The sequence below is a fragment of the Vibrio sp. 10N.222.52.B7 genome, assembly GCF_041474275.1.
In the GTDB taxonomy this organism is placed as follows: domain Bacteria; phylum Pseudomonadota; class Gammaproteobacteria; order Enterobacterales; family Vibrionaceae; genus Vibrio; species Vibrio crassostreae_C.
Genome location: NZ_JBFRTU010000001.1, coordinates 12,454 through 35,483, shown reverse-complemented (window position 1 = coordinate 35,483; position 23,030 = coordinate 12,454). Strand labels below are relative to the sequence as shown.

The 23,030-nt window shown below is 44.4% G+C and carries 17 protein-coding genes and 2 pseudogenes; 7 read left to right on the top strand and 12 right to left on the bottom strand.

Annotation, left to right across the window (positions count from 1 at the left end; translation table 11 throughout):
- Positions 1-135: 135 nt before the first annotated feature.
- The gene (locus AB4512_RS00150) at positions 136-1,020 is read left to right on the top strand and encodes a LysR family transcriptional regulator (protein WP_372174089.1); all 885 of its coding nucleotides are present in this window, start codon (positions 136-138) and stop codon (positions 1,018-1,020) included.
- A 350-nt stretch (positions 1,021-1,370) separates the two neighbouring features.
- On the top strand, positions 1,371-2,621 hold the full coding sequence (locus tag AB4512_RS00145) for a sensor domain-containing diguanylate cyclase (RefSeq protein ID WP_017059759.1): 1,251 nt from the start codon (positions 1,371-1,373) through the stop codon (positions 2,619-2,621).
- A 132-nt stretch (positions 2,622-2,753) separates the two neighbouring features.
- On the opposite strand, the gene AB4512_RS00140 is transcribed toward AB4512_RS00145, so the two are convergent.
- On the bottom strand, positions 2,754-3,578 hold the full coding sequence (locus AB4512_RS00140) for a DUF2797 domain-containing protein (RefSeq protein ID WP_017063586.1): 825 nt from the start codon (positions 3,576-3,578) through the stop codon (positions 2,754-2,756).
- Between the two features lie 302 nt (positions 3,579-3,880).
- On the opposite strand from AB4512_RS00140, the gene AB4512_RS00135 reads away from it, so the two are divergent.
- Positions 3,881-5,176, top strand: coding sequence for a GGDEF domain-containing protein (locus AB4512_RS00135; RefSeq protein ID WP_372174087.1), 1,296 nt, complete (start codon positions 3,881-3,883; stop codon positions 5,174-5,176).
- A gap of 254 nt (positions 5,177-5,430) precedes the next feature.
- Here the strand turns inward: AB4512_RS00135 and AB4512_RS00130 are convergent, their stop codons facing one another.
- From AB4512_RS00130 to AB4512_RS00120, 3 genes are all read right to left on the bottom strand, one after another.
- Positions 5,431-6,801, bottom strand: coding sequence for a DASS family sodium-coupled anion symporter (locus tag AB4512_RS00130; RefSeq protein ID WP_017059762.1), 1,371 nt, complete (start codon positions 6,799-6,801; stop codon positions 5,431-5,433).
- A gap of 196 nt (positions 6,802-6,997) precedes the next feature.
- Complete coding sequence (locus AB4512_RS00125) at positions 6,998-7,798, bottom strand: vancomycin high temperature exclusion protein (protein ID WP_017063589.1); 801 nt, start codon at positions 7,796-7,798, stop codon at positions 6,998-7,000.
- A gap of 172 nt (positions 7,799-7,970) precedes the next feature.
- On the bottom strand, positions 7,971-9,659 hold the full coding sequence (locus AB4512_RS00120; RefSeq protein ID WP_017059764.1) for an NAD-dependent malic enzyme: 1,689 nt from the start codon (positions 9,657-9,659) through the stop codon (positions 7,971-7,973).
- A 183-nt stretch (positions 9,660-9,842) separates the two neighbouring features.
- Between AB4512_RS00120 and AB4512_RS00115 the strand changes: the two genes are divergently transcribed.
- Both AB4512_RS00115 and AB4512_RS00110 read left to right on the top strand, forming a co-directional pair.
- Positions 9,843-12,221 carry a helicase-related protein gene (locus AB4512_RS00115; protein WP_372073738.1) on the top strand — a complete coding sequence of 793 codons (2,379 nt, stop codon included), beginning with the start codon at positions 9,843-9,845 and terminating at the stop codon, positions 12,219-12,221.
- Between the two features lie 203 nt (positions 12,222-12,424).
- Positions 12,425-12,802, top strand: coding sequence for a hypothetical protein (locus AB4512_RS00110; RefSeq protein ID WP_017059766.1), 378 nt, complete (start codon positions 12,425-12,427; stop codon positions 12,800-12,802).
- Positions 12,803-12,976: 174 nt separating this feature from the next.
- On the opposite strand, the gene AB4512_RS00105 is transcribed toward AB4512_RS00110, so the two are convergent.
- From AB4512_RS00105 to AB4512_RS00075, 7 genes and pseudogenes are all read right to left on the bottom strand, one after another.
- Complete coding sequence (locus tag AB4512_RS00105; protein ID WP_017055177.1) at positions 12,977-14,080, bottom strand: phosphoribosylaminoimidazolesuccinocarboxamide synthase; 1,104 nt, start codon at positions 14,078-14,080, stop codon at positions 12,977-12,979.
- A 327-nt stretch (positions 14,081-14,407) separates the two neighbouring features.
- Positions 14,408-14,815, bottom strand: a complete 408-nt coding sequence (locus tag AB4512_RS00100; RefSeq protein ID WP_017055178.1) for a SulA-like leucine-rich domain-containing protein — start codon at positions 14,813-14,815, stop codon at positions 14,408-14,410.
- Between the two features lie 350 nt (positions 14,816-15,165).
- Positions 15,166-15,354, bottom strand: coding sequence for a hypothetical protein (locus AB4512_RS00095; RefSeq protein ID WP_017059767.1), 189 nt, complete (start codon positions 15,352-15,354; stop codon positions 15,166-15,168).
- A gap of 165 nt (positions 15,355-15,519) precedes the next feature.
- A pseudogene (locus AB4512_RS00090) lies at positions 15,520-15,957 on the bottom strand (hypothetical protein); the annotation flags it as partial.
- A gap of 80 nt (positions 15,958-16,037) precedes the next feature.
- Positions 16,038-16,605: pseudogene (locus AB4512_RS00085) on the bottom strand (tetratricopeptide repeat protein); the annotation flags it as partial.
- A gap of 118 nt (positions 16,606-16,723) precedes the next feature.
- On the bottom strand, positions 16,724-17,413 hold the full coding sequence (locus AB4512_RS00080; RefSeq protein WP_017059769.1) for a DUF2786 domain-containing protein: 690 nt from the start codon (positions 17,411-17,413) through the stop codon (positions 16,724-16,726).
- Positions 17,414-17,622: 209 nt separating this feature from the next.
- Positions 17,623-18,306 (bottom strand): DUF3334 family protein, encoded by a 684-nt coding sequence (locus tag AB4512_RS00075; protein ID WP_017059770.1) that lies wholly within the window; start codon positions 18,304-18,306, stop codon positions 17,623-17,625.
- A 222-nt stretch (positions 18,307-18,528) separates the two neighbouring features.
- On the opposite strand from AB4512_RS00075, the gene AB4512_RS00070 reads away from it, so the two are divergent.
- The gene (locus AB4512_RS00070; protein WP_136982283.1) at positions 18,529-21,564 is read left to right on the top strand and encodes an FAD-binding and (Fe-S)-binding domain-containing protein; all 3,036 of its coding nucleotides are present in this window, start codon (positions 18,529-18,531) and stop codon (positions 21,562-21,564) included.
- A 66-nt stretch (positions 21,565-21,630) separates the two neighbouring features.
- Entirely contained in the window at positions 21,631-22,092 is a 462-nt protein-coding gene (locus AB4512_RS00065) for an isoprenylcysteine carboxylmethyltransferase family protein (RefSeq protein WP_017066183.1), read from the top strand.
- A gap of 91 nt (positions 22,093-22,183) precedes the next feature.
- Here AB4512_RS00065 and AB4512_RS00060 read toward each other — a convergent pair whose 3' ends face one another.
- Positions 22,184-22,909 carry a DUF3581 domain-containing protein gene (locus AB4512_RS00060; protein WP_372174085.1) on the bottom strand — a complete coding sequence of 242 codons (726 nt, stop codon included), beginning with the start codon at positions 22,907-22,909 and terminating at the stop codon, positions 22,184-22,186.
- Positions 22,910-23,030 lie beyond the last annotated feature (121 nt).

Here is a 23,030-nt window from a genome sequence, read left to right as displayed (position 1 = left end):
TTGGTATCGCGTTGTTACTTAGCTATCGCCGTCTTGTTGTTTCTAATACTAGTTCTAAACCAATTAGGTGATAATATGCTAAACAGGCAAAACATTGTTGCTATATAGCAAAGATAAAATACGAGTAGATTAAGTATGGATAGCTTTGAAGGGATTAATGAATTTGTTGCGGTCGCCGAATGCCACGGCTTTTCAGCAGCCGCTAAACAGCTAGGTTGCAGTACCAGCCATGTGAGTCGGCAGGTTTCAAGGTTGGAAGAGAGAGTGGGAGTGGCCCTGCTTGCGCGTTCAACACGGATGGTTAGCCTGACTGAATCGGGCCACACTTATTACCAACAGTGTAGAGATTTGGTCATTGGGCTTCAGCAAGCGAACGAGCAAGTGACTTCTCAGCAGACTCAGCTTAGCGGTACTTTGCGTGTGAGTGCGGCAGGCGCGTTTGCAGAAAATCATGTCGCGGCGGCGCTGATGGAGTTTGCTAAAGAGCATCCTGAGCTCACCATAGAAATGAATTTCAATACCAAGATGGTTAACTTCATCGAAGATGGCATCGATTTCGCGATTCGTTATGGCCGATTGGACGATTCAGGTTTGGTGGCAAGAAAGCTCGTCGATCGCCCAATGGCGGCCGCAGCCAGCAAAGATTATTTAGAGCAATTTGGTACGCCCACTCATCCAGAGCAGTTGAAAATGCACAGCTGTATTATCGCCAACAGTGATCAGTGGCTATTTGAGAAAGAGGGCAAACCGTTAAATGCAGTGCGAGTACATGGACGCTGGCGCAGTAACAATTCGAGCGCAGTACTGAAAGCATGTGAAGAGGGGCTTGGTGTTGTCTACCTTCCCAAAAGCAGTTTCAATGGCGGCCTGACTAATGGAAAGCTTGTCCCTGTGCTTGAAGATTATTGGGGAGCAGGAACCAGCAGTTGGGTCGTATATCAAAACCGCCGTTTTCTACCCCAGAGAGCACGGCTGGCGATCGACTTCTTAGTCGCTTACTTTTCGGATTGGAATGAATAAGCGACAAGGTTTCAAGCTGGCAGCCAACAAGATAGAAGTGAATAATGAACGGATTTGAAAAGAGTGGTGATTAGCTCTAGCTATCGACTTTAAAGCGGAAAACAGAAAAGCTAATGCTTACATAGATATACGTTATCTTTTTTTGTTTTTTGACGCGCGTAATAGGATTGAGAGACTTGTCTACTTTTGATAACTGGTGTTAGCGATTGAATTGTAGAGAAGCTCGCAACAGTACGATATACTAGATACCATATTAATGTCCCTAACGCGTGATAGATTCTGTGGAAGCGTTGGCAGGATGTGTTGTTATGCTCCAGTTTATGAAGTGTAGCTAGAGTGCGGAGTTGGCAATGTCTTCAATAAATTTCGAATCCACGTACGGTGTAATAACTATTCAAGATATGAATGTAGTGAGTGTTGACGCTAACTATGCTCGCATCTATGGATACCAATCGCCCGAAGAACTACTTTCTAATATCGATAGCTTTCTAGATCTAATCTCAGAAGATTATCATGTTCTCGCCTATCAAAATTACCTTGAAACGGTCAGTGGTCAACGCGACCCTCAGGTTCACACCTATACCAATGTTGATCGCAATGGCAGAGAGTTCACCGTGTTTTCTATCGACCATGTGACGGAGTGGCAGGGAAGACCTGCACTGCAAGTCACAGTGATCGATCTTTCCCCTGCGATTCAGCTGCAAAATGCGGTGCGTGAGCAAGATAAGATGTATCACGACATGATCATGCAATCTGGGCAGGGCATCTTGGTTCACCGAGATTTCAAGCCGCTGATGGTTAATCAATCTTGGGTCAACATGCAAGGCGCGGCTTCCATCGAGCAAGTATTAGAGCTGGACTCTATCCTTGAACTGGTACCAAAACAGAATGCCGATGGCATCAGCAAGCACTATCACGCGATCGTATCAGGGGAGTTGTCAGGTACTAGTACCGTGGTTGAAAACATTGGCTTTGACGGCGTTCATCGGTTCTTCAATATTTACGACAATGCGATTACTTGGAAAGGTCAGCCAGCCGTTCAGGTTGTGCTCGAAGATGTGACTCAAAAGGTGATGCTGGAAAAGCAGTTGGTACACCAAGCGAATTACGATGAAATGACGGATTTGCTTAACCGTAGGGCGATTTATGAGTGGCTGAGAGAGCACCTTGTCTCTGAGACTCACTTAGTGTGTATGCTGCTTGATATCGATGACTTCAAATCGATCAATGATACCTACGGGCACATGGTGGGTGACGAGGTCATTTGTGCTTTGGCTGATATTACTAAGCGTAATGTTGAGGCTGTGGGCGGTGTCGCAGGTCGATGGGGCGGTGAAGAGTTCATTGTATTTATCCCTAATGCGTCGCCTCAGATTTCGCGTCAAGTGTCTGATCAGATCCGAGAGCAGTTTAATCAAACCGAATTTAAGATTGATGAACAGTTACGATTTAATTCGAGTGTCAGTATCGGAATCAGTGATAGCCAAGCCTGTGAAGACGGTGTCACGATTGATGCACTCGTGAATTTAACCGATCAATCTCTCTATCGCGCGAAAGCCAACGGCAAGAATTGTGTAGACGGAGATGTGGTTGCGCTCTAACGCCTAAAATCGTCATCGAAAGCGAATAGGATCGACAACGAAAAATGCCCTCAAGTCATCACTTGAGGGCATTTTATTTTTTGGCTATTCACTAAGCGCTTCTAACTATAAGAAACGTTTAAGTTCTACAAGTTATGCAGACACTTCCACTTCGTAAGAACCAAATTTACGGATGTTAATCACACCTGTATCTAGGATAAGGTATTGGCCTTTAATGCCTTGAAGTACGCCTGTCACTTCAGGATTCTTATCAAAGTTGTGCGATACAATCTTCACTGGGTGCTGCTCAACCGGGTAGCTCAGTGAAGTGATGTTTTCGCTCAGAATCTCGATTGCATCGTCACCAAACTTCGCTCTGATCTCTTGGATCTTATCTTCAACCAATGGCAATAGTTCTTTGGCTTTTTCTACCAACTCCATATCGTCGCCATCGCCTTTTAGCAGCGTGCGCCAGTTGGTTTTGTCAGCAATGTGCTTCGCTAACTCAACTTCGATCAGGCCAGAGATCTGACGTGTTTTTACCTTCAAGATAGGCAAACCTTGAGTCGCGCCTTGGTCAATCCAACGGGTAGGGATTTGAGTATGACGAGTGATACCCACCTTTAGGCTTGATGTGTTTGATAGGTAAACGAAGTGATCAACCATGCAGTTCTCTTCACCCCATTGAGGCTCACGACATGTGCCTTCATCGTAGTGACAAGTCTCTGGTTTCATGATGCACATGTCGCAGCTTGCTAGCTTTTTCATGCACACAAAGCAGTGGCCTTGAGAGTAGCTTTTCTTGGTTTTCTTACCACACGAACAACAAAAAATATTGCCGGTATGGGTAAGGTTGATGGTTTTACCAATCAGAGGGTTTAGCTCTACAAACTCTTCACCTACAGGTAAACGGTAAGTAACCGCACCATCAAGGGAAGCACTCATCTTCTTGAGTGTTCCTTTTGCTAATAAAGACATGACATTACTCGTTGTATTTTGATTATTATTTCGTCCACTCGCTCGCCTTGTGAACAGGCGATACGGTCAACGATGATTTGCGATGAGTATAACAAATAGAGTCTGCTTTTATACGCAATATTGCTCGATTATTGCGATGGATAATTGATGGTAAACACTCAGTTTAAATTATGGTATGACATTTTTTTCAGGCGTGATATAACGCTTTTTAGTGGATTATTGGCATCAATATCATTAATCCACTCAGGTTATTTTTTATCATGAAATCCCATTTATAGGGACCTTAAGCCGGAAGCTTAGACGTGAAGTGGATCCATAAGATTGTTATCTTTTTAGTTATCGCAACACTTGCCATTGTGCAGTATTACCGTGTGAGCGGAAATCGTGTGATAACGGCAATTACCCCTGATAAATATGAATTTATCGCGACCAGTGATCAAGTTGATAGGGGAGTCAGTACGTCCCAGTTATCCTACGAAAATGGGCAGTATATTCTCGACTGTGAACTTAAAGAGTCGGAGTATCCGTGGCCTTACTGTGGGCTGTCGATTCGTATCAACCCTGACATCACCTCGGGCCTTGACCTTTCTCAGTACCACACCTTTAGAGTGAACATTGATTACCATGCGGAGGCTGACTCTAGTGGCCGTTTGAGAACCTATCTACGTAACTACAACCCTACTTATTCAGTTCCTGATGACGAGTACACGCACAAGTACAATGGGATGGAGTTTTCTCCAGGAATCGATGGTGGTGTGATTGAAATCCCGATCAAAAATCTGCAAGTGATGACATGGTGGCTGGCTGACAACGACATTGCGTTAGAGCATTCGGCCCCTGAATTTTCGAATGTGAATATGGTTGAGTTTGCTACTGCGTCTGGAGCGAAACTCGGTCACCACAGAATCGTCATCCGCAGTATTGAGTTCGAAGGTTCGTATATCACCGCAGAAAGCTTGTTCATGATCCTACTGTTTGTGTGGGTGGGGACGGGCACCGTATTCTTGCTGTCAGAGTTAAACCGTTCAAGAAAACGCATGGTGATCGCAGAGAAAAGACATCACCACTTAAAGAACGTCAATCGCGCACTGAGAGAACAGAATTTTGAATTTTCAGAGATGGCCCATCGTGATGAGTTAACCGGAATACTAAACCGCCACGCGATTCGTGATTGGTTGAAAATGCAGTCACAACATGTGAAGCAAGGACATGGCAAGCTGGGTATGTTGTATCTCGATATCGACTACTTCAAGAGTGTAAATGACAAGTACGGACATCAAATGGGTGACCATATTTTACGCGAGTTCAGCATGGTGGTGGGCAGTTCGATCAGCGCTACCGACAAGTTGGTGAGATGGGGTGGTGAAGAGTTCATTGTTTTTTGCCCTGAGACCGAAGCCGGAGAGGCGCAGATAAAAGCTGAACGCATTCGATTATTGGTTAGCCAGCACCTTTGGGTTCATGGCGATCCGCTGACATGCAGTATCGGTGTTGCCGAGATGAAGCAAGAGCGAGTGACAGAGACCATTGCTCGCGCTGATGAAGCTTTATATCAAGCAAAGCATTCAGGTCGAAACCAGGTGATCTTGAGTCACTAATCTGAAAATTGTTTTGATGAGTTTATAAGCCACACGTGCATATGTGACGTGTGGCGTTTTTATGGTTCTTCTCCCAAAAGCCAAAACAAAAAAGGTGGCGCGGGGCCACCAAAAGGGAAAGCGTTTCTTGTTTTTATATGCCCGTTCAGTGCTTGCTTACGCTGAACGGGCATTTTTGTCTTGGTTGAACCGGGGGAAGTTTAACCAGTTTAGGGGAGCATTCCTGTAAGCATGCGCTTATAGAACGTTAGTGTTTACCAGAAGATCCAAGCGAACAGAGTCAGAACTAGGATACAAACTAGGTTCAACACCATACCGATTCGCATCATCTCTTTCTGCTTGATGTGACCCGAGCCAAACACGATTGCGTTAGGAGGTGTCGCTACTGGTAGCATGAAGGCACAAGATGCAGCGACAGCGATCAGAGCAGACAAGATAACTGGCGACATACCAAGTGCTTCAGCGATGGTTGCGAATACTGGCACCAGAAGTGCTGCACTCGCTGTGTTACTCGCAAATTCCGTTAGGAATACCACGAACGCTACCACGGCTAGAATCGTAAGCAGTACGCCAGCTGTTTCTAAAAATCCGCTTAGTGAGTGTGCTAGGAATACGCTGGTTCCTGTCGCTTTCAGAATGTTACTTAAACAGATACCGCCACCGAACAGGATAAGAACACCCCAGTCCGTTGTCTTCTCAACATCTTTCCATTCCACCGCTCTAGAAGCGCCAAGCAGTACAATTGCGCCAATCGCTACCAAGCTATCAAATTTAGAGAATCCGCCAATCATTGCGTTGATTGGTTTACCGAATATCCAAAGCGTTACGGTTAGAAGGAAGATAGACAGTGTGATTTTCTTGCTGTTTGTCCATTCAACTGGGGCATGGTCTAGCTCGAATTTGTGGTCAAGCTTCGGCTTAGTCATCACGTAAAGAATAATCATCGCGATTGGCAGTAAGATCATTGAGATTGGTAGGCCAAGTGCCATCCACTCTGTGAAGCTCAAGCCAACTTCTGCCGCCGCAATTGCGTTTGGTGGGCTACCAACCAAGGTTGCGATACCACCGATTGAAGCACAGTAAGCAATACCCAGTAGTACGAACACGTAGGTGTTGCGGTCTTCACTTTGGTCAACCTTGTTCATGATGCCAAGAACAAGAGGAAGCATCATTGCTGTGGTGGCTGTGTTTGAGATCCACATTGATAGACCTGCACTCACACCGAACAACATGAACACAGCGACCGACATTCTGCCTTTTGCTATCAGCAGCACTTTGTCAGCTATCGCTTTATCTAGCTCTTGCTTGTTCAGTGCAGCTGCTAATGCGAAGCCACCCATGAATAAGAAGATGATCGGGTTTGAAAAGTTAGCCAGCGCTGCGGGCGTATTGAACACACCAAACAAGACAGCCAAGAGTGGAACGAGCAGAGCGGTGATGCTGACATGAATAGCTTCGGTTAACCATAGAACCGCAACGAACACGAGAATACTCAAACCAGTATTGACTTGTGATTCGAAAGGAAGGGTGTTGAGCAAGAGTGCGAATAGCGTGAAATTACCAATTAATATCATGCTGTTGCGGGTGAACAACCAGTGTTTCAGTGTAGTAACAAGTGCCGTCATAAGACGCTCCTTTTGTTATCCTCGTTTTATTGGTGCACGACTTCATTGAGTCGTGCTTATTATTTTCGAGGTATATAGCTTGATGTAGGGTCAGACTTTGTTGGGAGAATGTTACTTAAGTTAATAAAGGCGTGTTGGTGTGTTTTTGTGTAACAGTGGGGAAATGTGAGGCAACAAATTCAAAATGTGTAGTTTTCTACACATCTGTCTCTGCTGGGTCTGCAATAGGGTTTGTTGTAGGATCTACAACAGGGTTTACAGAGGGGTCAGTCATAGGGTTTGGAATCGGAAATGATTCCGGTTTTGGACTCGATTGAATGGGCTCTTTAGGTCCAAGGAACTTTGGCGTTGTCCCCATAATATACAAATCTAAGAAGGCTTTGGTACGCGCAAAAACTTCACGCAAACGGATAGAGGTGCCTGAATGATGAGTAGGGCCTGAAACCGCTAAACATTGTGCATGAATATCGTAAGAATTAGCGATAAATAGTGCTCTTTCACAGTGGAATTTCTGAGTAATGATCAGGAAGTTGTCGGTGTCGAAGATCTTTTTAGCGCGAACAATCGAGTCTAAGGTTCTAAAGCCTGCGTAATCGAGGTTAATGCGTTCATCGGGTACACCCGCTTTCAGCAAGTCGCGTTTCATCGTCCACGGCTCATTGTAAGAGCGATGAGCGTTATCACCACTTAACAGAAACTGGTCGACTTTTTCACGGTCGAACAGCTCAATCGCGGCTTCGATTCGGTGCTTATAATAGTCGTTGAGTGTTCGACCCAAATATTTGCTCGTGCCAAGCACAACGGCGACCTCAAGCTCGGGCACTTCATCTATATCGTAGATGATGCGATCTTCCGCTTGCCATGAAACCCAATAATCGATCGCAATAACCGCAGCGCTGCCTACTAAGAACACGAGGAAAGCGCCAAACAGAAAACCTTGCAGTTTTTTGTAAGCTTTTTTTATGTAGCTACGGATAATGTGAGAATCAAATTTCACTCTCGGTATGGTCCTTTCACTGAGCATTAATTTTTGAGTGCTCGATAATACCAAATAAAAATGAGAAAAATCAGTTAAAAAGACAAGACAGTTTAAAGAAAAAAGCCCCTGCAATTGCAGAGGCTCATATAAGAGTCGTTAACGCTCTTTATTCCAAGCGCAGTACGCTTTATTAGAATGCCGTGCGCTTGTAGCGACGGTAAACTGGCTGCCAGAAGTGCTGGTCAATCGCTTGTTGCAGTGCTTCTTCAGTGATCTCTAGAGCAACGCCCTGTTCAATCGCCTTTTTACCTACCGCAAGAGCAATTTTCTTAGATACCGTGTGGATCTCTTCCAATGGTGGAAGTAGAGCACCTGTGCCATTGATTGCTAGTGGAGAACACGTAGCAAGTGCACGGCTTGATTCCATTAGCATTTCGTCAGTGATGCGTGAAGCATTCACAGCCAATACACCAAGGCCAATACCTGGGAAGATGTAGCTGTTGTTACACTGAGCGATTGGGTAAGTTGTGCCGTTGTGAACGACTGGCTCAAATGGGCTACCTGTCGCAACAAGTGCTTGGCCATCAGTCCAACGAATAATGTCGTTTGGCGTCGCTTCAACACGGCTTGTTGGGTTCGACAGTGGGAACACGATAGGGCGTTCACTGTGTAGGTTCATCTCTTTGATGACTTCTTTGCTGAATAGACCTGGAGCACCAGACACACCAACCAATACGGTTGGTTTCGCGTGGCGAACTACGTCTAGTAGAGAGAAACCAGTGCCATCGCTTTCCCAGTCTTTGGTGTTTTCGTTGGTTTGAACCAGACGCTGTTGGAAATCAAGCAGGTTTTGCATGCCTTCTTGTAGCAGACCCCAACGGTCAACCATGTAAACTTGAGAGCGAGCTTGTGCATCGCTGATACCTTCAGACACCATTTGGGCAATGATAGCTTCAGCAATACCACAACCTGCAGAACCCGCACCTAAGAAGGTGATGCGTTGATCTGAAAGTTTGCTGTTTGCTGCTTTACATGCTGCAAGTAGAGAACCAACCGTTACGGCTGCTGTGCCTTGGATATCATCGTTGAAACAACAGATGCGATCTTTGTAGCGCTCAAGCAGTGGCATTGCGTTCTTTTGTGCGAAATCTTCGAACTGAACTAATGCATCAGGCCAACGGCGTTGAACCGCTTGGATGAACTCTTCAACGAATGCATCGTAGTCAGCACCCGTAATACGAGGATGACGCCAGCCCATGTACATTGGGTCAGCAAGACGTTGAGGGTTGTTAGTACCCACATCGAGCACGATTGGTAGCATGTAAGCTGGGCTGATACCGCCACAAGCTGTATAAAGTGCTAGCTTACCAATTGGAATACCCATACCACCGATGCCTTGGTCTCCCAAACCAAGAATACGCTCACCATCCGTAACCACGATAACTTTAACGTTGTGGTTTGTCGCATTATTCAGTAGGTCATCGATACGATCGCGGTTCGGGTATGAGATAAACAGACCACGGCCACGACGGTAAATATTTGAGAAGTTCTCACATGCTGCGCCAACTGTTGGTGTATAAATGATAGGCATCATTTCAGAGATGTGGTTTTGAACTAAACGATAAAAAAGCGTTTCATTAGTGTCTTGGATGTTACGAAGGTAGATATGCTTATCCATATCACTTTCGAAGTTACAATATTGTTTGTATGCACGTCCTACTTGCTCTTGGATTGTTTCGGTTGTTTCCGGTAACAAACCTTCAAGGTTGAAAGAACTGCGCTCTTCAGCAGAGAATGCGCTGCCTTTGTTTAGAAGAGGTGTACTTAGTAGAGCAGGACCAGCATAAGGGATATATAGAGGGCGTTTATCGTTGTTCATTGGATGCCTAATATGGGAGAAAGGGTAACTAAAAAATGATAACGGTTTAGTTATTCAATTGTAAATAGTTTCTCCGCGATCTGAGCAAACAAAATGATATTCTTACCTCTGTCCCACACTTATCGAATTTCAACACGATAATTCGTTATACTTTGCTCACACTTTTTCGCTACTCGCCATTTTATGTCATTACTTCCCATCGATGCTTATCAAAACGTATTCCACGAACAAATCGCTAATTCTCACCTTGTCGTAGAGGCGGAAACCGGATCAGGTAAATCAACGCGCCTGCCACTTTGGGCCTCTCAACATGGACGAGTGTTAGTGGTGGAGCCAAGACGCATCGCGTGTACATCACTGGCTAAATATCTCGCGCAGCGATCAGGCGAGAAGTTGGGTAGCAAAGTGGGCTATGCGATTAAGCTTGAGTCGGAATACAACGAGCAAACTAACGTTGTTTTTGTGACGCCCGGTATCGCGCTGCGTTGGTTATCAGAAGATGGATTAGCTAGTTTTGATGTGATCGTGGTGGATGAGTTTCACGAGAGGCGCTGGGACATTGATCTGCTGGTGGCGATTCTGAAACAAAAAGCGAGTCATCGTTTGGTGATCACTTCAGCAACCATTGAGGGTGAACGCCTTGCTCATTATTTGGATGCGAATCGCATAAGCTGTGAAGGGCGAACCTATCAAGTTGAGATTGAGCACAGAGCGAATGAATCCAGAACACTGCCTGATAGTCGACATCTAGGGCAGCGCATCGTGGAAGAAGTTAATCATCAGTTGATCGCTTCTTCTGGCGATATGTTGGTTTTTCTACCGGGTAAAAAAGAGATCGTGCAATGCGAACAAGCCTTAGCGAAAAATCCAGATATCCAAGTTGTTAAATTGCATGCGTCGGTCAGTGATAAAGAGCGAGATTCAGCGTTATCGGGTCGTAATATCAATACTGAAGGTAATGGTTTGAGAAAGGTCATCCTTGCGACCAACGTTGCAGAAACCTCATTAACCATTCCTGACATTGGCGTGGTGATAGATTCAGGATTAGAGAGACGCACCGTTCAGCGTAATGGCAGAACCACACTGATGCTTAAATCCATATCACGAGCGAGTGCCAAACAGCGAGCTGGCCGCGCGGGTAGGGTAATGGATGGCGTTTGCGTGCGTCTATATGGTGAACATGCGGCGTTAGAGTTAGTCACACCGCCTGAATTGCAGCGTGAAGAGCTGACTGAACCTATGTTGGCCGCAGCATGTTGTGGATCTCCGCTTGAGAGCTTGTCCTTCCTTGACCCTATTCCAGAGAAATCACTCAACAGTGCAACTCAAACCTTGCTGACGATGGAAGCGATTAACGCCGACCATCAAGTTACCGAGCATGGTAAAAAGCTGTATCCGTTGCCGATTGATGCTTTGTATGCCGATATCGTTACTCGAATCAAAACCAAAGCATTAAAAGAGGCGATGGTTGATCTCACTGCGGCGCTGTCCGTTCCTGCTCGCTTGTATCAGTTACCAAACAATGCAGAACATCTTGAAGCGCTCGCGCAACAAGAGAAGGAAGGGTGTGATTTAAGCCTGTTGATTCAGATTGTGCGCGGTCGAGAATATCCGCATTTAGACATCGACCAACAGGCTCTGAATGAAGCTCAAGGATTGGCGAAGCAAATGCGGGAGGTATTTGAACTTCCTCAGCTAGAAGTCGCGTCACGTTTCCAACGCATTGAATTGCTCAAGACCATTGTGAATCTGCATCCTGAACTGGTGTTTGTGCGCCGACTGAAAAGGAAAGAAGCCTTTGCCAATGGTGTTTTAGAAGTGGTGCTCGGTCGTCAGAACCGTTTCCCTGATAATGCACAAGCGATGTTGGTGTTGGATACTCACAGCTTGCCGGGAAGAGGCGTTAAGCAAACACTGACCTTAGCGACGGTCACGACACCCATTCCTCTTGAGCTTCTCATTGATGCTGAACTAGGAGAGTGGGAGCAAGGCGAAACCGTTGTGAATGATGATGGTGTTTTTACCGAGATGGCATTGGTGTACGCAGGCCGCACGATTACAACCAAACTCGTCGCCGCTGAAGGGCAACTATCGTTAAAACCTATCGTCGACCTTGTGTTAAATGGAGAGCAGCTTCCCGGTTTTGCAAAGGCTCGCACTCAAGAAATCAAACACTGGCAGTTGTATGTGAAACTTGGTCTCGATGAACAAACTAAATACACACCAGAAATTGAGAACATTAACTTTGAGCTATGGTTTATAGAGCAGCTTGAAGTACTAGGTGTTACTGATGTCAGCGAATTGGAAATGTTCGATCATGCAGACATACCGTTCGATGGCATTCCAACTTGGCTCTACTCAGAATTTTCGGAAAAATACCCGTTTGCATTGAGCCTTGCCGACTTGCAACTCGATGTTGAATACTTGCCCGCAAGAAAGCTGATTTACGTCCATTATCAGTCGGGTAGCCGAAAGTTATCGCCAAAACGTTGGGAGCTACCGACATGGTCTGGTTGGCGTATTCAGTTCAAAAAAGCGAGTCGAATAATTGATATCAAATAGATGGATAAGTTTTATCTCTAAAATATTAATCAAATAGATGCATATATGATTTTTCAGTGCTTATTTTGTTACAAGTTTGATTTTTATATGCCTTTTTAACCAATCAAAAGGTCATAAAAGACTATTCTTCTATATCCTATTGCTATAAAGAAAGAGTTGATAGATATTGAGTATATTGTGTTGCCAAAGTGTCGGGGGACATCATGGATAAACAGGAAGAGACGCGTGTAGAGTTCGATTACACAACATTTCTTGGCGCCTCATGCAGTAAAAAATGGACTTTTCTGGAAGCACTCACCACAATTGCGCCAGTGTTCAGTACCGTCTGGCGAGATAGCATTAAAGAGTTGGGCACCCCAGAGGATCGTTTATGGCAGATGGCATTGAAATCAATGTCGACGCGTAAAAGTGATGAGTCGAACATTGTTACCTTACTCAAGCTCGCTAAGCTGGAAGGGATCAATGAGCTCAAAGTGGTGATGCCATATTCACTTGAAGAAGAGCAGATCGAGTATATTGAATCGCGCAGTCATTTAGTGATTGCGGGTAATTCTGGAGAAGAGTTCACGATTAAGCTGTAACTTCAGCTCGCCTATAATCTCTCTCGAGGAATAGTAAAAACGTACACGTAAAAAGGGCCTCAAATATTGAGGCCCTTTTAGTATCTAAAACTTGAGTCTACGAGCTTATTAGCTTTCGAGCTTTTTATTTTGAGATTAAGCGATTAAGCGATTAAGCAATTAGCAATTAAGCGACTAGTCGATTAGACCATAGTCAGCGCGCAGTACATCGATGATCTCTTGCTTAGGATTTTCGCTCAGTACGATCTCCGCACCTGTGATTTTCGCTGCGATATCAAGGTAAGTGCGAGACAGAGACATTAGAGAATCCAGTGGAAGTTCATTGTCACGAGCCAATGCTTCACGTTCTGGCATACGCTCTTTATTCAAAAGAATGTCGGCATCAGGGAAGTAGTTAAGCAAGAACTGACGGAAGCCTTCTTTTGAATTCTCAACGATGTTGCCGTTGTTATATTCCTGAGTATCCCAAATGCGAGATGAATCTGGAGTACCGACTTCGTCCATGTAGATAAGCTTTTCTTTGCCTTGAGCATCGTTGACGTAGCCAAACTCAAATTTGGTATCAACAAAGGTTTGGTCTACTTTTGCTAGCGCTTGGCTGATTACGTTGAAGCCTTCTTTAAGAAGTTTTTCGTAATGCGCGATGTCGCTTGCTTGAGTAAAGTTGAATGCTGCGAAGTTATCTTCGATGTTGTTGCGTGTGATGTTCACATCGTCAGCTTCTGGAACGCCAGGAATACCTTTCAGAATCCCTTTTGTTGAAGGCGTGATCAGTAGCTCAGGCAACTTCTTGTCTTTCTCAAGGCCTTCAGGCATCTCGATACCACAGAATTCACGTTCGCCGTTTGCGTATGCACGCCACATTGAACCAGTGATGTATTGACGACAAATCGCTTCGATCATGACTGGGCGAGCTTTTTGTACAATCCATACGAACGGGTGAGGGATATCAAGAATATGACTGTCAGCAAGTCCGTTGTCTTTAAACAATTTGAACCAGTGGTTAGAGATAGCATTCAGAGCCGCTCCCTTACCTGGAACACCTTTAAGATTCCCTTCACCACGCCAGATACAATCAAATGCAGAGATACGGTCACTGATCACCATGATTGCTAAAGGCGCATCTGGTGCTACATCGTAGCCTTTCTCTTTAATTAGTCGTTGGCTATCTTCTTCAGTTAACCAGTAGACCGAACGAACCTTGCCACTGTGGACAGGTTTATCAGTACGGATTGGTAGGTCATCATTTACGGCAAGAACTTGATCAGCAAGGCTCATTTAGACATTCCTATCTTTTATCAAACGTCATACAGAGAAGTGCGGTGTGCACATGATTAGACGGGCATTATACCCAATCTACTATTTGCTTCCAGAGAAAAAGCAAACGATTGCTAAATCTGTTGTTTAAATAAAAACCCCCGCCTAACAATCCGCTAAAAAATGGGCGAATTGTAGGGCAGGGGAAGGCTGTATGTTTGGACTGTGTTTTGGCGAATTGTTTCTTAAGTTAAATTAAGTTTGTTAGCTAAAAGATTAAGCTATGTTTGTGGACCATGTTTTTGAGCCAAAATGTTATTAAGCCAACATGTTATTAAGCAAGGTGGCTTAGTGAATACGCTCTGAATTTGCATCCATAAAGAAGACTTCACATTGAAAGCGTAACCCTAATGTTCTTAGGTACTGTTGGCTGAACTGATCAATCGATGCACTTGCAACAATCGCGCTCGCATTCTTAGAGCGGATTGCTTTCTCGACAGTCTCTACCTCAGTCATTTGATGAGAGGCTTTCATATGAATAACGCGGTCGCAGCAAACATTATGTTGCTTAAGCTGCTTAGCCGATGGTCTTGGTGTTTGAGCCGTAAACAGTAACCACTGATGTTGATTGGACAGCAACGCCATTCTTGCAAACAACGCTTCCTCGTTTGAATTTTTGCTTTTACGAGAAACTGATGTAAATGCGCAGTGAACTAGCGGGCTAGAGTGTTGTGCTTTAACGTGTGCTTGAATCATTTTGCTGTCCTTATATACATGCTGTATGTGTATACAGTAGTTTTAGTTGCTTATAAGATCAAGCGTTTTTTGCGGGATTATTGGACGATTTCGTCTGAGGTTATGGATGGTAAATGATTAAATCATTGAAAGTATTCGATAAATTAAATTTGAATGAATCTGCTGTTTTGTATCATAAGTTGAATAAATGTGAGCTTTATACAGGTGTATACACTGGTTTTTGCAGAAAAGTACTGTATATACCTGTATAGAAGAGAGAACAAAGAAGAAAGAAGAAAGAAGAAAGAAGATCTAAAACCACAGGCACAAAAAAAGCGCCTTAGGCGCTTTCTTATATTTCACGGTGTTGCTTATCTCAATGTCGCTTGGGAGAGTTTTGCTCTCATTTCCATTTCACCAATATTGAACTGGCGAACATCAATGGTTGCAATATCATTGCACTCGTTACATGCATGATGACACTTACCATCTAGGTAGTCGTGCTTTTTAACTAGGCTTGGCTTTTTGCACCAATCACAAACGCCTTCTATTGTGAACATATTCTCTCCTCACCTGTTTAAGTCAGGTGTATTTTCGGCGCAAATTATGACACAAGTAAGACCCATTAGTTAATAGTTTGTTACCCGTTTTTGAGAGGGGGATCGATTGCAACACCAATAAAATCGATATCTTTGAGATCTAGGAAAATGAAGATGTGTGTTTGTTTACGGTTTTGTAACATTTTGTAAAATGGTTTTTAGCGCATTGTTCAAACGTTTCATTTCTTCGTCACATCCGTGACCATCTGGATGGTAGATCTTTGATAGCTGTTTGTATCGGATCTTGATGCTTTTCTGGTCGGGGATTGAGCTAGGTGTGTAGCCAAATAGCGCGCAGGCCACCTGCAAATTACTCAGACCTTTGCTGTTTTTCTGCTTCTTCAATTCGTGGAACATAGTGTGCAGCTGGCGTTTTTGCTGCTTAATCGTAAGGTCCTTCGAGCTAAGCTGCGCTTCAAGTGATTGTTGTTGCTGTCGCGAATCACCCGACTTTAGAGCTTGTCTTTTTCTTGAGATAACGAGCGTCGCAATAATGCTGATGATTGAAATCAACACGCCCAACGCAGCACCAATCATATAGTCAGAGCTAGTTAGGTTAGAACTGGAGAGGTTAGAGCGTGATGCTTGGTTAGATTGAACGTGCTTAGATACCCCCTGACTGGTGTCTATTTCAGAGTCGATACTGTCATCGAGCTGTTCTATTGAAGAGATCTGTTTTGCACGTTGCTGGTTGAATTGTGCTTCCAAAATGCGGTTGTAGCCCTCTTCTGCTTGTGGATTATCTTTTAAGGCTGCTTCATACCATAGCTGCGCTTTATCTAATGGTTGAAGGAGGTCTTGTTCTAGCGAGGATTCGTAGAGTTTTGCTACCTCGATAGGTGCGCGCTGGTTACCTTGCAACGCCGCTTTAATAAACCATTCCAAAGCAAGCTTGTTACTTTGTTCAACACCTGTACCAGCCAAGTACCATTCACCCAGTCTAAATTGCGCGTTTGGGTTGCCGTTTTCTGCTGACTGCGTGTACCAATACAATGCATCACTGGTGCTAACAGGAACGTCGACACCCGATTCATAAGCTTGAGCCAATTGGTATTGAGAAACTGGATCTTGAGGTTGTGATTCTAGTGAAAATTCATCACTGCTCGCTGCGTGCACGAAATGTGTGGTGGACAACGGTATCGTGGAAAAGATGAGGGCTAGAAATAGAGCTCTAAGAAATGATGAGGGGGGAAAATTGGACACGATAAACAATGGGACCTCATAGTTAAGTCTAATACGATATGTGGTTGTCAATTAAGTCGTATCTTCTTCGGCGAGTGATACGACTAAAGTAATCACTATCAATACCCTAAGCCAATGTGCATCGGCTCTATGATTTAGTTATCTTTTTAGCTGCCTGGGTACCGCCAACTGGTCGATTAACAGACAATTTACGACCTTTCTTCAGACCAACTTCATAATCGGCGGTAAGATTTTTCATCGCTTCTCTGAGTTGTTGCTTGAAGGTTTCACGGTCGATATTTTTGAATTCTTTATCAATGTAGTTATTGATCTTGTTGTTTGATTCGTCGTCTGGGGTAATGGTTGGTAGCTTTTCAAGCGCACCTTCAACCCAGCCTGAAACAAACGAGTTTACGCGGCGAGTCACTTCTAATGACCCTGTGCCAGAGCCAGCAAAGCTATTTCTGAACTGGCCGGTGTGTTCATTCAGTTCACGATAAATGATATCGAAAGCGAAGGCTGCGAAGATCGCGCGGTCGGCTTCACCAATGAACTCAACACGCTTGAGGCCTTTATGATTCAGCAATACGGCTTCTACGCCAAATTTGGTGTTGATACCGCGAATAACACGCAGCAGTGTAGAACTGATATTTGCAGGTAACAGGTGACTGGACTGAGTTTTCCCCATCTTGATAAATTCAATATCGTCTTTTTCGAGACCATATTTCAGCATCAAGTTATGCGCCATTTTTATCGCATTGGCAGCTTCATTGACGTTCGCAGAATTTCCAAGCTCAAGACACTTGGCAATTTTCTTTAGGGCTTTTTTCTTATCCATCGACAATTTAATCAGTACCGCAAATTTTTAAAAGTCCAACATTTTACATGTTTTCGCGGGTAACAGAAAGGCAAAACTGGTTTGATGAACAAGGAAGGCGGTGAACATTGAACTGCATGAGCCCAGTTGGCGGTAAAAACAAAAACGCCATCAAGCGTATTGATGGCGTTAGTGACACGTTTTTTCAATATGTCTAGAGCATTCGTAAACTAGATACCCAGTTCATCGAGTAGATCTGCCGCAGAATCATTGCCAGAGCTTTGAGCTGGCTTGTTCGCTTCTTGCATTTTTTTCTGAGTCGCCTCAAGAATGCTATCTGGACATTCGTCTTCTGCGATTTCAAATTCTTCTAATTGAATGAACTCAGTCTTATCCATCGCAAGCTCAAGGTAGAAGATGTTGTTATTAGCGGTAGAGAAGGTCACACGACGAGCTTGTGGACGGTCGAGATTGGTATCAACAGAAAGGTTAACTTGCTTGTTCAGAGCCAGCATTTTCGGTTGGTTTTGTGTGATGTTGGTTTGCAGCTCTTTGCGGATTTTATTGGTGAAATCGCCAACTAATTGGTTCATCAACTCACCCAATACATCACCCACTTCGTCTGAAGTATGAAGCACAGCAAGCTCGTTTTCAGGCATGCCCATATTGCGCATGTAATTGGTGTAGATCTCTAGCGCTGCTTTGGACGTAAAATTAATAACAACGAGACCAGAAAAGCCGCCGTCAAACAGAACGAAGCAACCAAAATCTGGCTTTAGGCTTGTCTTGTTGATCTTTTGAACCATGGCTGAATAGGACACCTGAGAAGCCGTCGCTGAAGTCAGTACGCTTGAGACTGATTGGCATAGTTTAAGAAGGATATCTTCAGTTGTGACTGTTTTGTTTTTTTTCATTGTGATGTGCTCGTGGAGATGTCTTAAACAAAATGTTATTCAGTATATTGTTACTGAATTAAGACGAAAGTGACTATTTCTCCATTCTTGCACTGAGATTCTGATTTGATCACCTTTTTATATGATCTTAATAGTAGTAAAGTGACGAAATTCAAAGAAAATTATTATAAATCTCAGATAACCCAATGCTGATAGGATCAGCGAAGTAGGGGCAGGAAGCAAATGTTACCAAGACTTCAACTCAATGCTGATGTCGATCCAGTTGTCGTACGCTTTTTAGATGAACTAAAAACAGCGGGCTTTACTGGCGACATTGAATCTCAATATTCTAGCCGTTTGGCTGTGGCGACTGATAATAGTGTCTATCAGCAATTGCCGCAGGCGGTCATCCTTCCTAAAACAACGCAAGACGTTGTGCTTATCGGTAAAGTGGTTTCTAAATCCGCTTACGAACGCGTGACTTTTTCCCCTCGTGGCGGCGGTACCGGAACCAACGGACAATCTTTAACAAAAGGTGTCGTGGTTGACCTGTCGCGATACATGAATAAGGTTCTTGAGATTAACGAGAAAGAGGGCTGGGTAAGAGTTCAGTCTGGTGTCGTTAAAGATCAATTGAACGACGCTGTTCGCCCTTATGGTTACTTTTTCTCTCCAGACCTTTCTACCAGTAACCGAGCAACCTTGGGTGGCATGATCAATACCGATGCTTCGGGCCAAGGGTCATTGAAGTACGGCAAAACGTCTGACCATGTATTGTCGCTGCAAGCGGTGTTCGCAGATGGTTCATGTCTAGAATCTGATTTATCACACGGCTTACCTGTAGAGGGTGAATTCGCTCACCATGCACTTACGGTGACAGAGGCGGTTTGTCGAGACAAACGCGCTCAAATCTTAGATAAATTCCCTCCGCTGAATCGCTTCTTAACAGGCTATGACCTAAAGAATGCAATCAACGAACAAGATGACAGCTTTGACCTAACTCGCGTTCTATGTGGCGCTGAAGGTTCTTTAGCATTCATCACGGAAGCAAAGTTAAACCTAACCAAGATTCCAAAAGCGCGCACACTGGTTAACGTGAAATACAACACGTTTGATTCTGCGCTGCGTAATGCGCCGTTCATGGTGGAAGCGAAAGCACTGTCTGTTGAAACGGTAGATTCAAGAGTATTGAACCTAGCGAAGCAAGACATCGTTTGGCACACCGTGAGCGATTTGCTGACTGATGTTCCGAACAAAGAGATGCTTGGCATCAACATGGTTGAGTTTGCAGGCCAAGATGAAGCGGAAGTTGAACAGCAAGTTCAAGCGCTGACTGCACGCCTTGAAATCATGGTTGAAAGCGAAGAAGCCGGCGTGATTGGTTTTCAAGTTTGTAGCGATTTGGCGAGCATTGGCCGAATCTACAACATGCGTAAGAAAGCAGTGGGTCTGTTAGGTGCGGCGAAAGGCCGAGCTAAGCCAGTCGCTTTTGCTGAAGATACTTGTGTACCACCAGAAAACCTCGCGGATTTCATCTCTGAATTTAGAGTGTTACTCGATTCAAAAGAGTTGAATTACGGCATGTTTGGTCACGTTGATGCGGGCGTATTACACGTTCGTCCAGCATTGGATCTGTGTGACCCGATGCAAGAAGCATTGATGCATGAAGTCTCTGATGAAGTGGTTAAGCTGGTGGCGAAATACGGCGGTTTAATGTGGGGCGAGCACGGTAAAGGTTTCCGTTCTGAGTATGGCCCAGACTTCTTTGGTGAAGAGCTGTTTACCGAATTAAGACGTATTAAAGCAGCATTCGACCCGCACAACAAGATGAACCCAGGCAAGATCTGTACGCCTTTAGAAAGTGACGCTGAATTGGTGAAAGTCACCGATACCAAGCGTGGTTTCTACGACCGTCAGATCGACGTACAAGTTCGTGACAGCTTCAAGCAAGCAATGGAATGTAACGGTAACGGCTTGTGTTTCAACTACGATACTAGCTCGCCAATGTGTCCTTCAATGAAAGTTACGGCTGACCGACGTCACTCACCCAAAGGCCGCGCAGGCTTGGTAAGAGAGTGGTTGCGTCAACTGACTGAACAAGGCGTTGATATTCTCGACCTTGAGCAAGAAGCGTTGAAAGACAACACACCCGTTAAGACTATGATTGAGCGTGTTCGCAATACGATGAACAAACGCCATGAGTACGATTTCTCGCATGAAGTTCATGAGGCGATGAACGGTTGTTTGGCGTGTAAAGCGTGTGCGAGTCAATGTCCGATCAAAGTCGATGTACCAAGTTTCCGTTCTCGATTCTTGAACATCTACTACTCGCGTTACCAGCGCCCTGCAAAAGATTATCTAGTTGCCAACATTGAAACCATGCTGCCGCTGATGGCGAAAGCGCCAAAAGTAGTCAACGCTGCATTGGGTCAAAAGTGGATCCAAACGGCAACAGCTAAAACGGTCGGTTATGTTGATGCACCATTGATGTCGGTGCCTACGCTCAAAAATCGTCTAGCGAGTAAAGAGCTGCAACTCTTCGATTTACAGTATTTAGAAGGCTTGTCTTCTGAACAGAAGAAACAGCATGTGCTGATCGTTCAAGACCCGTTTACCAGCTTCTATGATGCCGAGGTGATTGAAGACTTCGTCACTCTGGCTCAAAAACTTGGCAAAACTCCGGTACTGCTGCCGTTCAAACCGAATGGTAAAGCGTTGCACATCAAGGGCTTCTTAAATCGTTTTGCACGTGAGGCGAAATCGACTTCGGATTTCTTGTCGATGGTGGCGGATATCGGAATTCCTTTGGTCGGTGTTGATCCTGCTCTTGTGCTTTGTTACCGCGATGAATACGTCGAGATCTTAGGTGACAAGCGCGGCGACTTTGATGTACTTACTGTGCATGAATGGTTAATGCCATCGCTAGGTGAGTTCGAAGCACGCTCAGCAAGTGAAGATATGTGGTACTTGTTTGCTCACTGTACTGAGAAAACCAAAATGCCGAACGCTGAAAAAGAGTGGGGTACTATCTTCAAACACTTTGGGGCGGCGTTAACCAGCGTTCCTGTCGGCTGTTGTGGTATGGCGGGAACTTTCGGCCACGAAGTCGATAAGCTACAAATGTCGAAAGACATATATGGTTTAAGCTGGAAGCCTCAAATGCAGGACTTACCAAAAGATCGTTGCTTGGTGACGGGCTATTCTTGCCGCAGCCAAGTGAAGCGTTTTGAAGGTGAGAAGCTTGCTCACCCATTACAGGCGCTAGCAAAAATTCTCTAATACATTTAGCCCAGCAATTGCTGGGCTTTTTTCTAAACTAACAAAGGAATGTTAATAAGGAAAAGTATGAAATTTCTAGAATTAAAAGTACCACCAGTTGCACTGTTCATTATTGTATTCGTAGCATCATACTTCTGCGCTCAACAGTTGAGCCAAGGGACACTGGCATTGCCTTATGGAATGATTGTGTTAGGAATCGGAGTCACATTGAGTGGTGTGATCGGAATATCCGGCATATTGGAATTTCGAAAACAGAAAACCACCGTTAACCCGATCAAAGTAGAAACCGCTTCAGCCGTCGTGGACAGTGGAATTTTTGGCTACACGCGAAACCCAATGTACTTAGGGTTGTTCATCCTGCTATTTTGCTTTGGCTACTTCTTCCAGAATATCTTCAGTGTACTACTTAGCTTTGGCTTCGTAATCTACATGAATTACTTCCAAATCAAACCCGAAGAGCGAGCACTAGAACAATTATTCGGCGCGGAATATGTTGATTACAAACAAAAGGTTAGACGCTGGATTTAGTGATGATTTGAGTGCTGGCTTAGTAATCGAAATAAAAAAGCCCAGCTTGAGATTATCAAGCTGGGCTTTATTGATCTTGTTCTAGAGCTGATTAAGCAGCGGCTGTGAACTGAGCTAGAAACATCTCTTTGCGTTCGTTGAAGCGGTTTACTAGGTCGTCTACAGAAGCTTGGTCGTATGGCTTAAGGCCACTTGCTACCATACGCTTCACGCCTTTACCTACTACTTCGCCGTCTTCTTTGAAATCGAAGTTCAGGGTCACGATGCCACGTTTGCCTTCAACATCAAAAGTCGCGCTAGAGAATTCAACTTCTGGGTGAGACAGGTCTAGGCGAGTAAATTCAACTTCCATGCTCTCGTAAATCACTAGAGGACGTTGGCAGTTGATCATCATTTGTTGTTCTTCCATAAGAGGAACCATGATGTGTGGGAAGTTCATGCCAGAGAACTTAACGTAGTTTGTTACTACGTGCTCGATGAATGCTTGATCATGGCTCTTCTCACCTTCACAAGACATGTGTAGGTACTCTTTACCATTTGCATCGATAAGTGAGCTCTCTTTTTCACACTTGTTGTCAACGCTTAACGCAATACCGTTACCAACCATACCTGAAAAATCAAAACGCATTTTTTGGCTGATGCCTTCTTTTTGCAGAAGTACTGCAAATAAAAGATCGCCAGGTACACAGAAGCGCTTGTTGTCTTCATCGTGAATCGGGTTGAAATCGCCAGCTACTTTTTTAGCAAAGTGGCTTGCTTGTTCACGAGTGAATTGAAATTGATTGTCTTCAGTAGAAAAGTAAGGTGTCAGAAACATAGTATCGCTATTAGTCATCAAATCTGGGGTGGATTATAGCTAACTAACTTCGTTCTAATGGTCTATCCAGTTAACTTTGCTTATATATCAGTCGATTAGATAAATACGTTGGATGGTATGT

Coding starts and splice junctions, on each gene's coding strand:
- AB4512_RS00140 (WP_017063586.1), bottom strand. CDS start 3,578: ATGTCTTTATTAGCAAAAGGAACACTCAAGAAGATGAGTGCTTCCCTT.
- AB4512_RS00060 (WP_372174085.1), bottom strand. CDS start 22,909: ATGTTTCTGACACCTTACTTTTCTACTGAAGACAATCAATTTCAATTC.
- AB4512_RS00070 (WP_136982283.1), top strand. CDS start 18,529: ATGTTACCAAGACTTCAACTCAATGCTGATGTCGATCCAGTTGTCGTA.
- AB4512_RS00105 (WP_017055177.1), bottom strand. CDS start 14,080: ATGAGCCTTGCTGATCAAGTTCTTGCCGTAAATGATGACCTACCAATC.
- AB4512_RS00095 (WP_017059767.1), bottom strand. CDS start 15,354: ATGTTCACAATAGAAGGCGTTTGTGATTGGTGCAAAAAGCCAAGCCTA.
- AB4512_RS00065 (WP_017066183.1), top strand. CDS start 21,631: ATGAAATTTCTAGAATTAAAAGTACCACCAGTTGCACTGTTCATTATT.
- AB4512_RS00120 (WP_017059764.1), bottom strand. CDS start 9,659: ATGAACAACGATAAACGCCCTCTATATATCCCTTATGCTGGTCCTGCT.
- AB4512_RS00100 (WP_017055178.1), bottom strand. CDS start 14,815: ATGATTCAAGCACACGTTAAAGCACAACACTCTAGCCCGCTAGTTCAC.
- AB4512_RS00130 (WP_017059762.1), bottom strand. CDS start 6,801: ATGACGGCACTTGTTACTACACTGAAACACTGGTTGTTCACCCGCAAC.
- AB4512_RS00115 (WP_372073738.1), top strand. CDS start 9,843: ATGTCATTACTTCCCATCGATGCTTATCAAAACGTATTCCACGAACAA.
- AB4512_RS00150 (WP_372174089.1), top strand. CDS start 136: ATGGATAGCTTTGAAGGGATTAATGAATTTGTTGCGGTCGCCGAATGC.
- AB4512_RS00080 (WP_017059769.1), bottom strand. CDS start 17,413: ATGGATAAGAAAAAAGCCCTAAAGAAAATTGCCAAGTGTCTTGAGCTT.
- AB4512_RS00145 (WP_017059759.1), top strand. CDS start 1,371: ATGTCTTCAATAAATTTCGAATCCACGTACGGTGTAATAACTATTCAA.
- AB4512_RS00075 (WP_017059770.1), bottom strand. CDS start 18,306: ATGAAAAAAAACAAAACAGTCACAACTGAAGATATCCTTCTTAAACTA.
- AB4512_RS00110 (WP_017059766.1), top strand. CDS start 12,425: ATGGATAAACAGGAAGAGACGCGTGTAGAGTTCGATTACACAACATTT.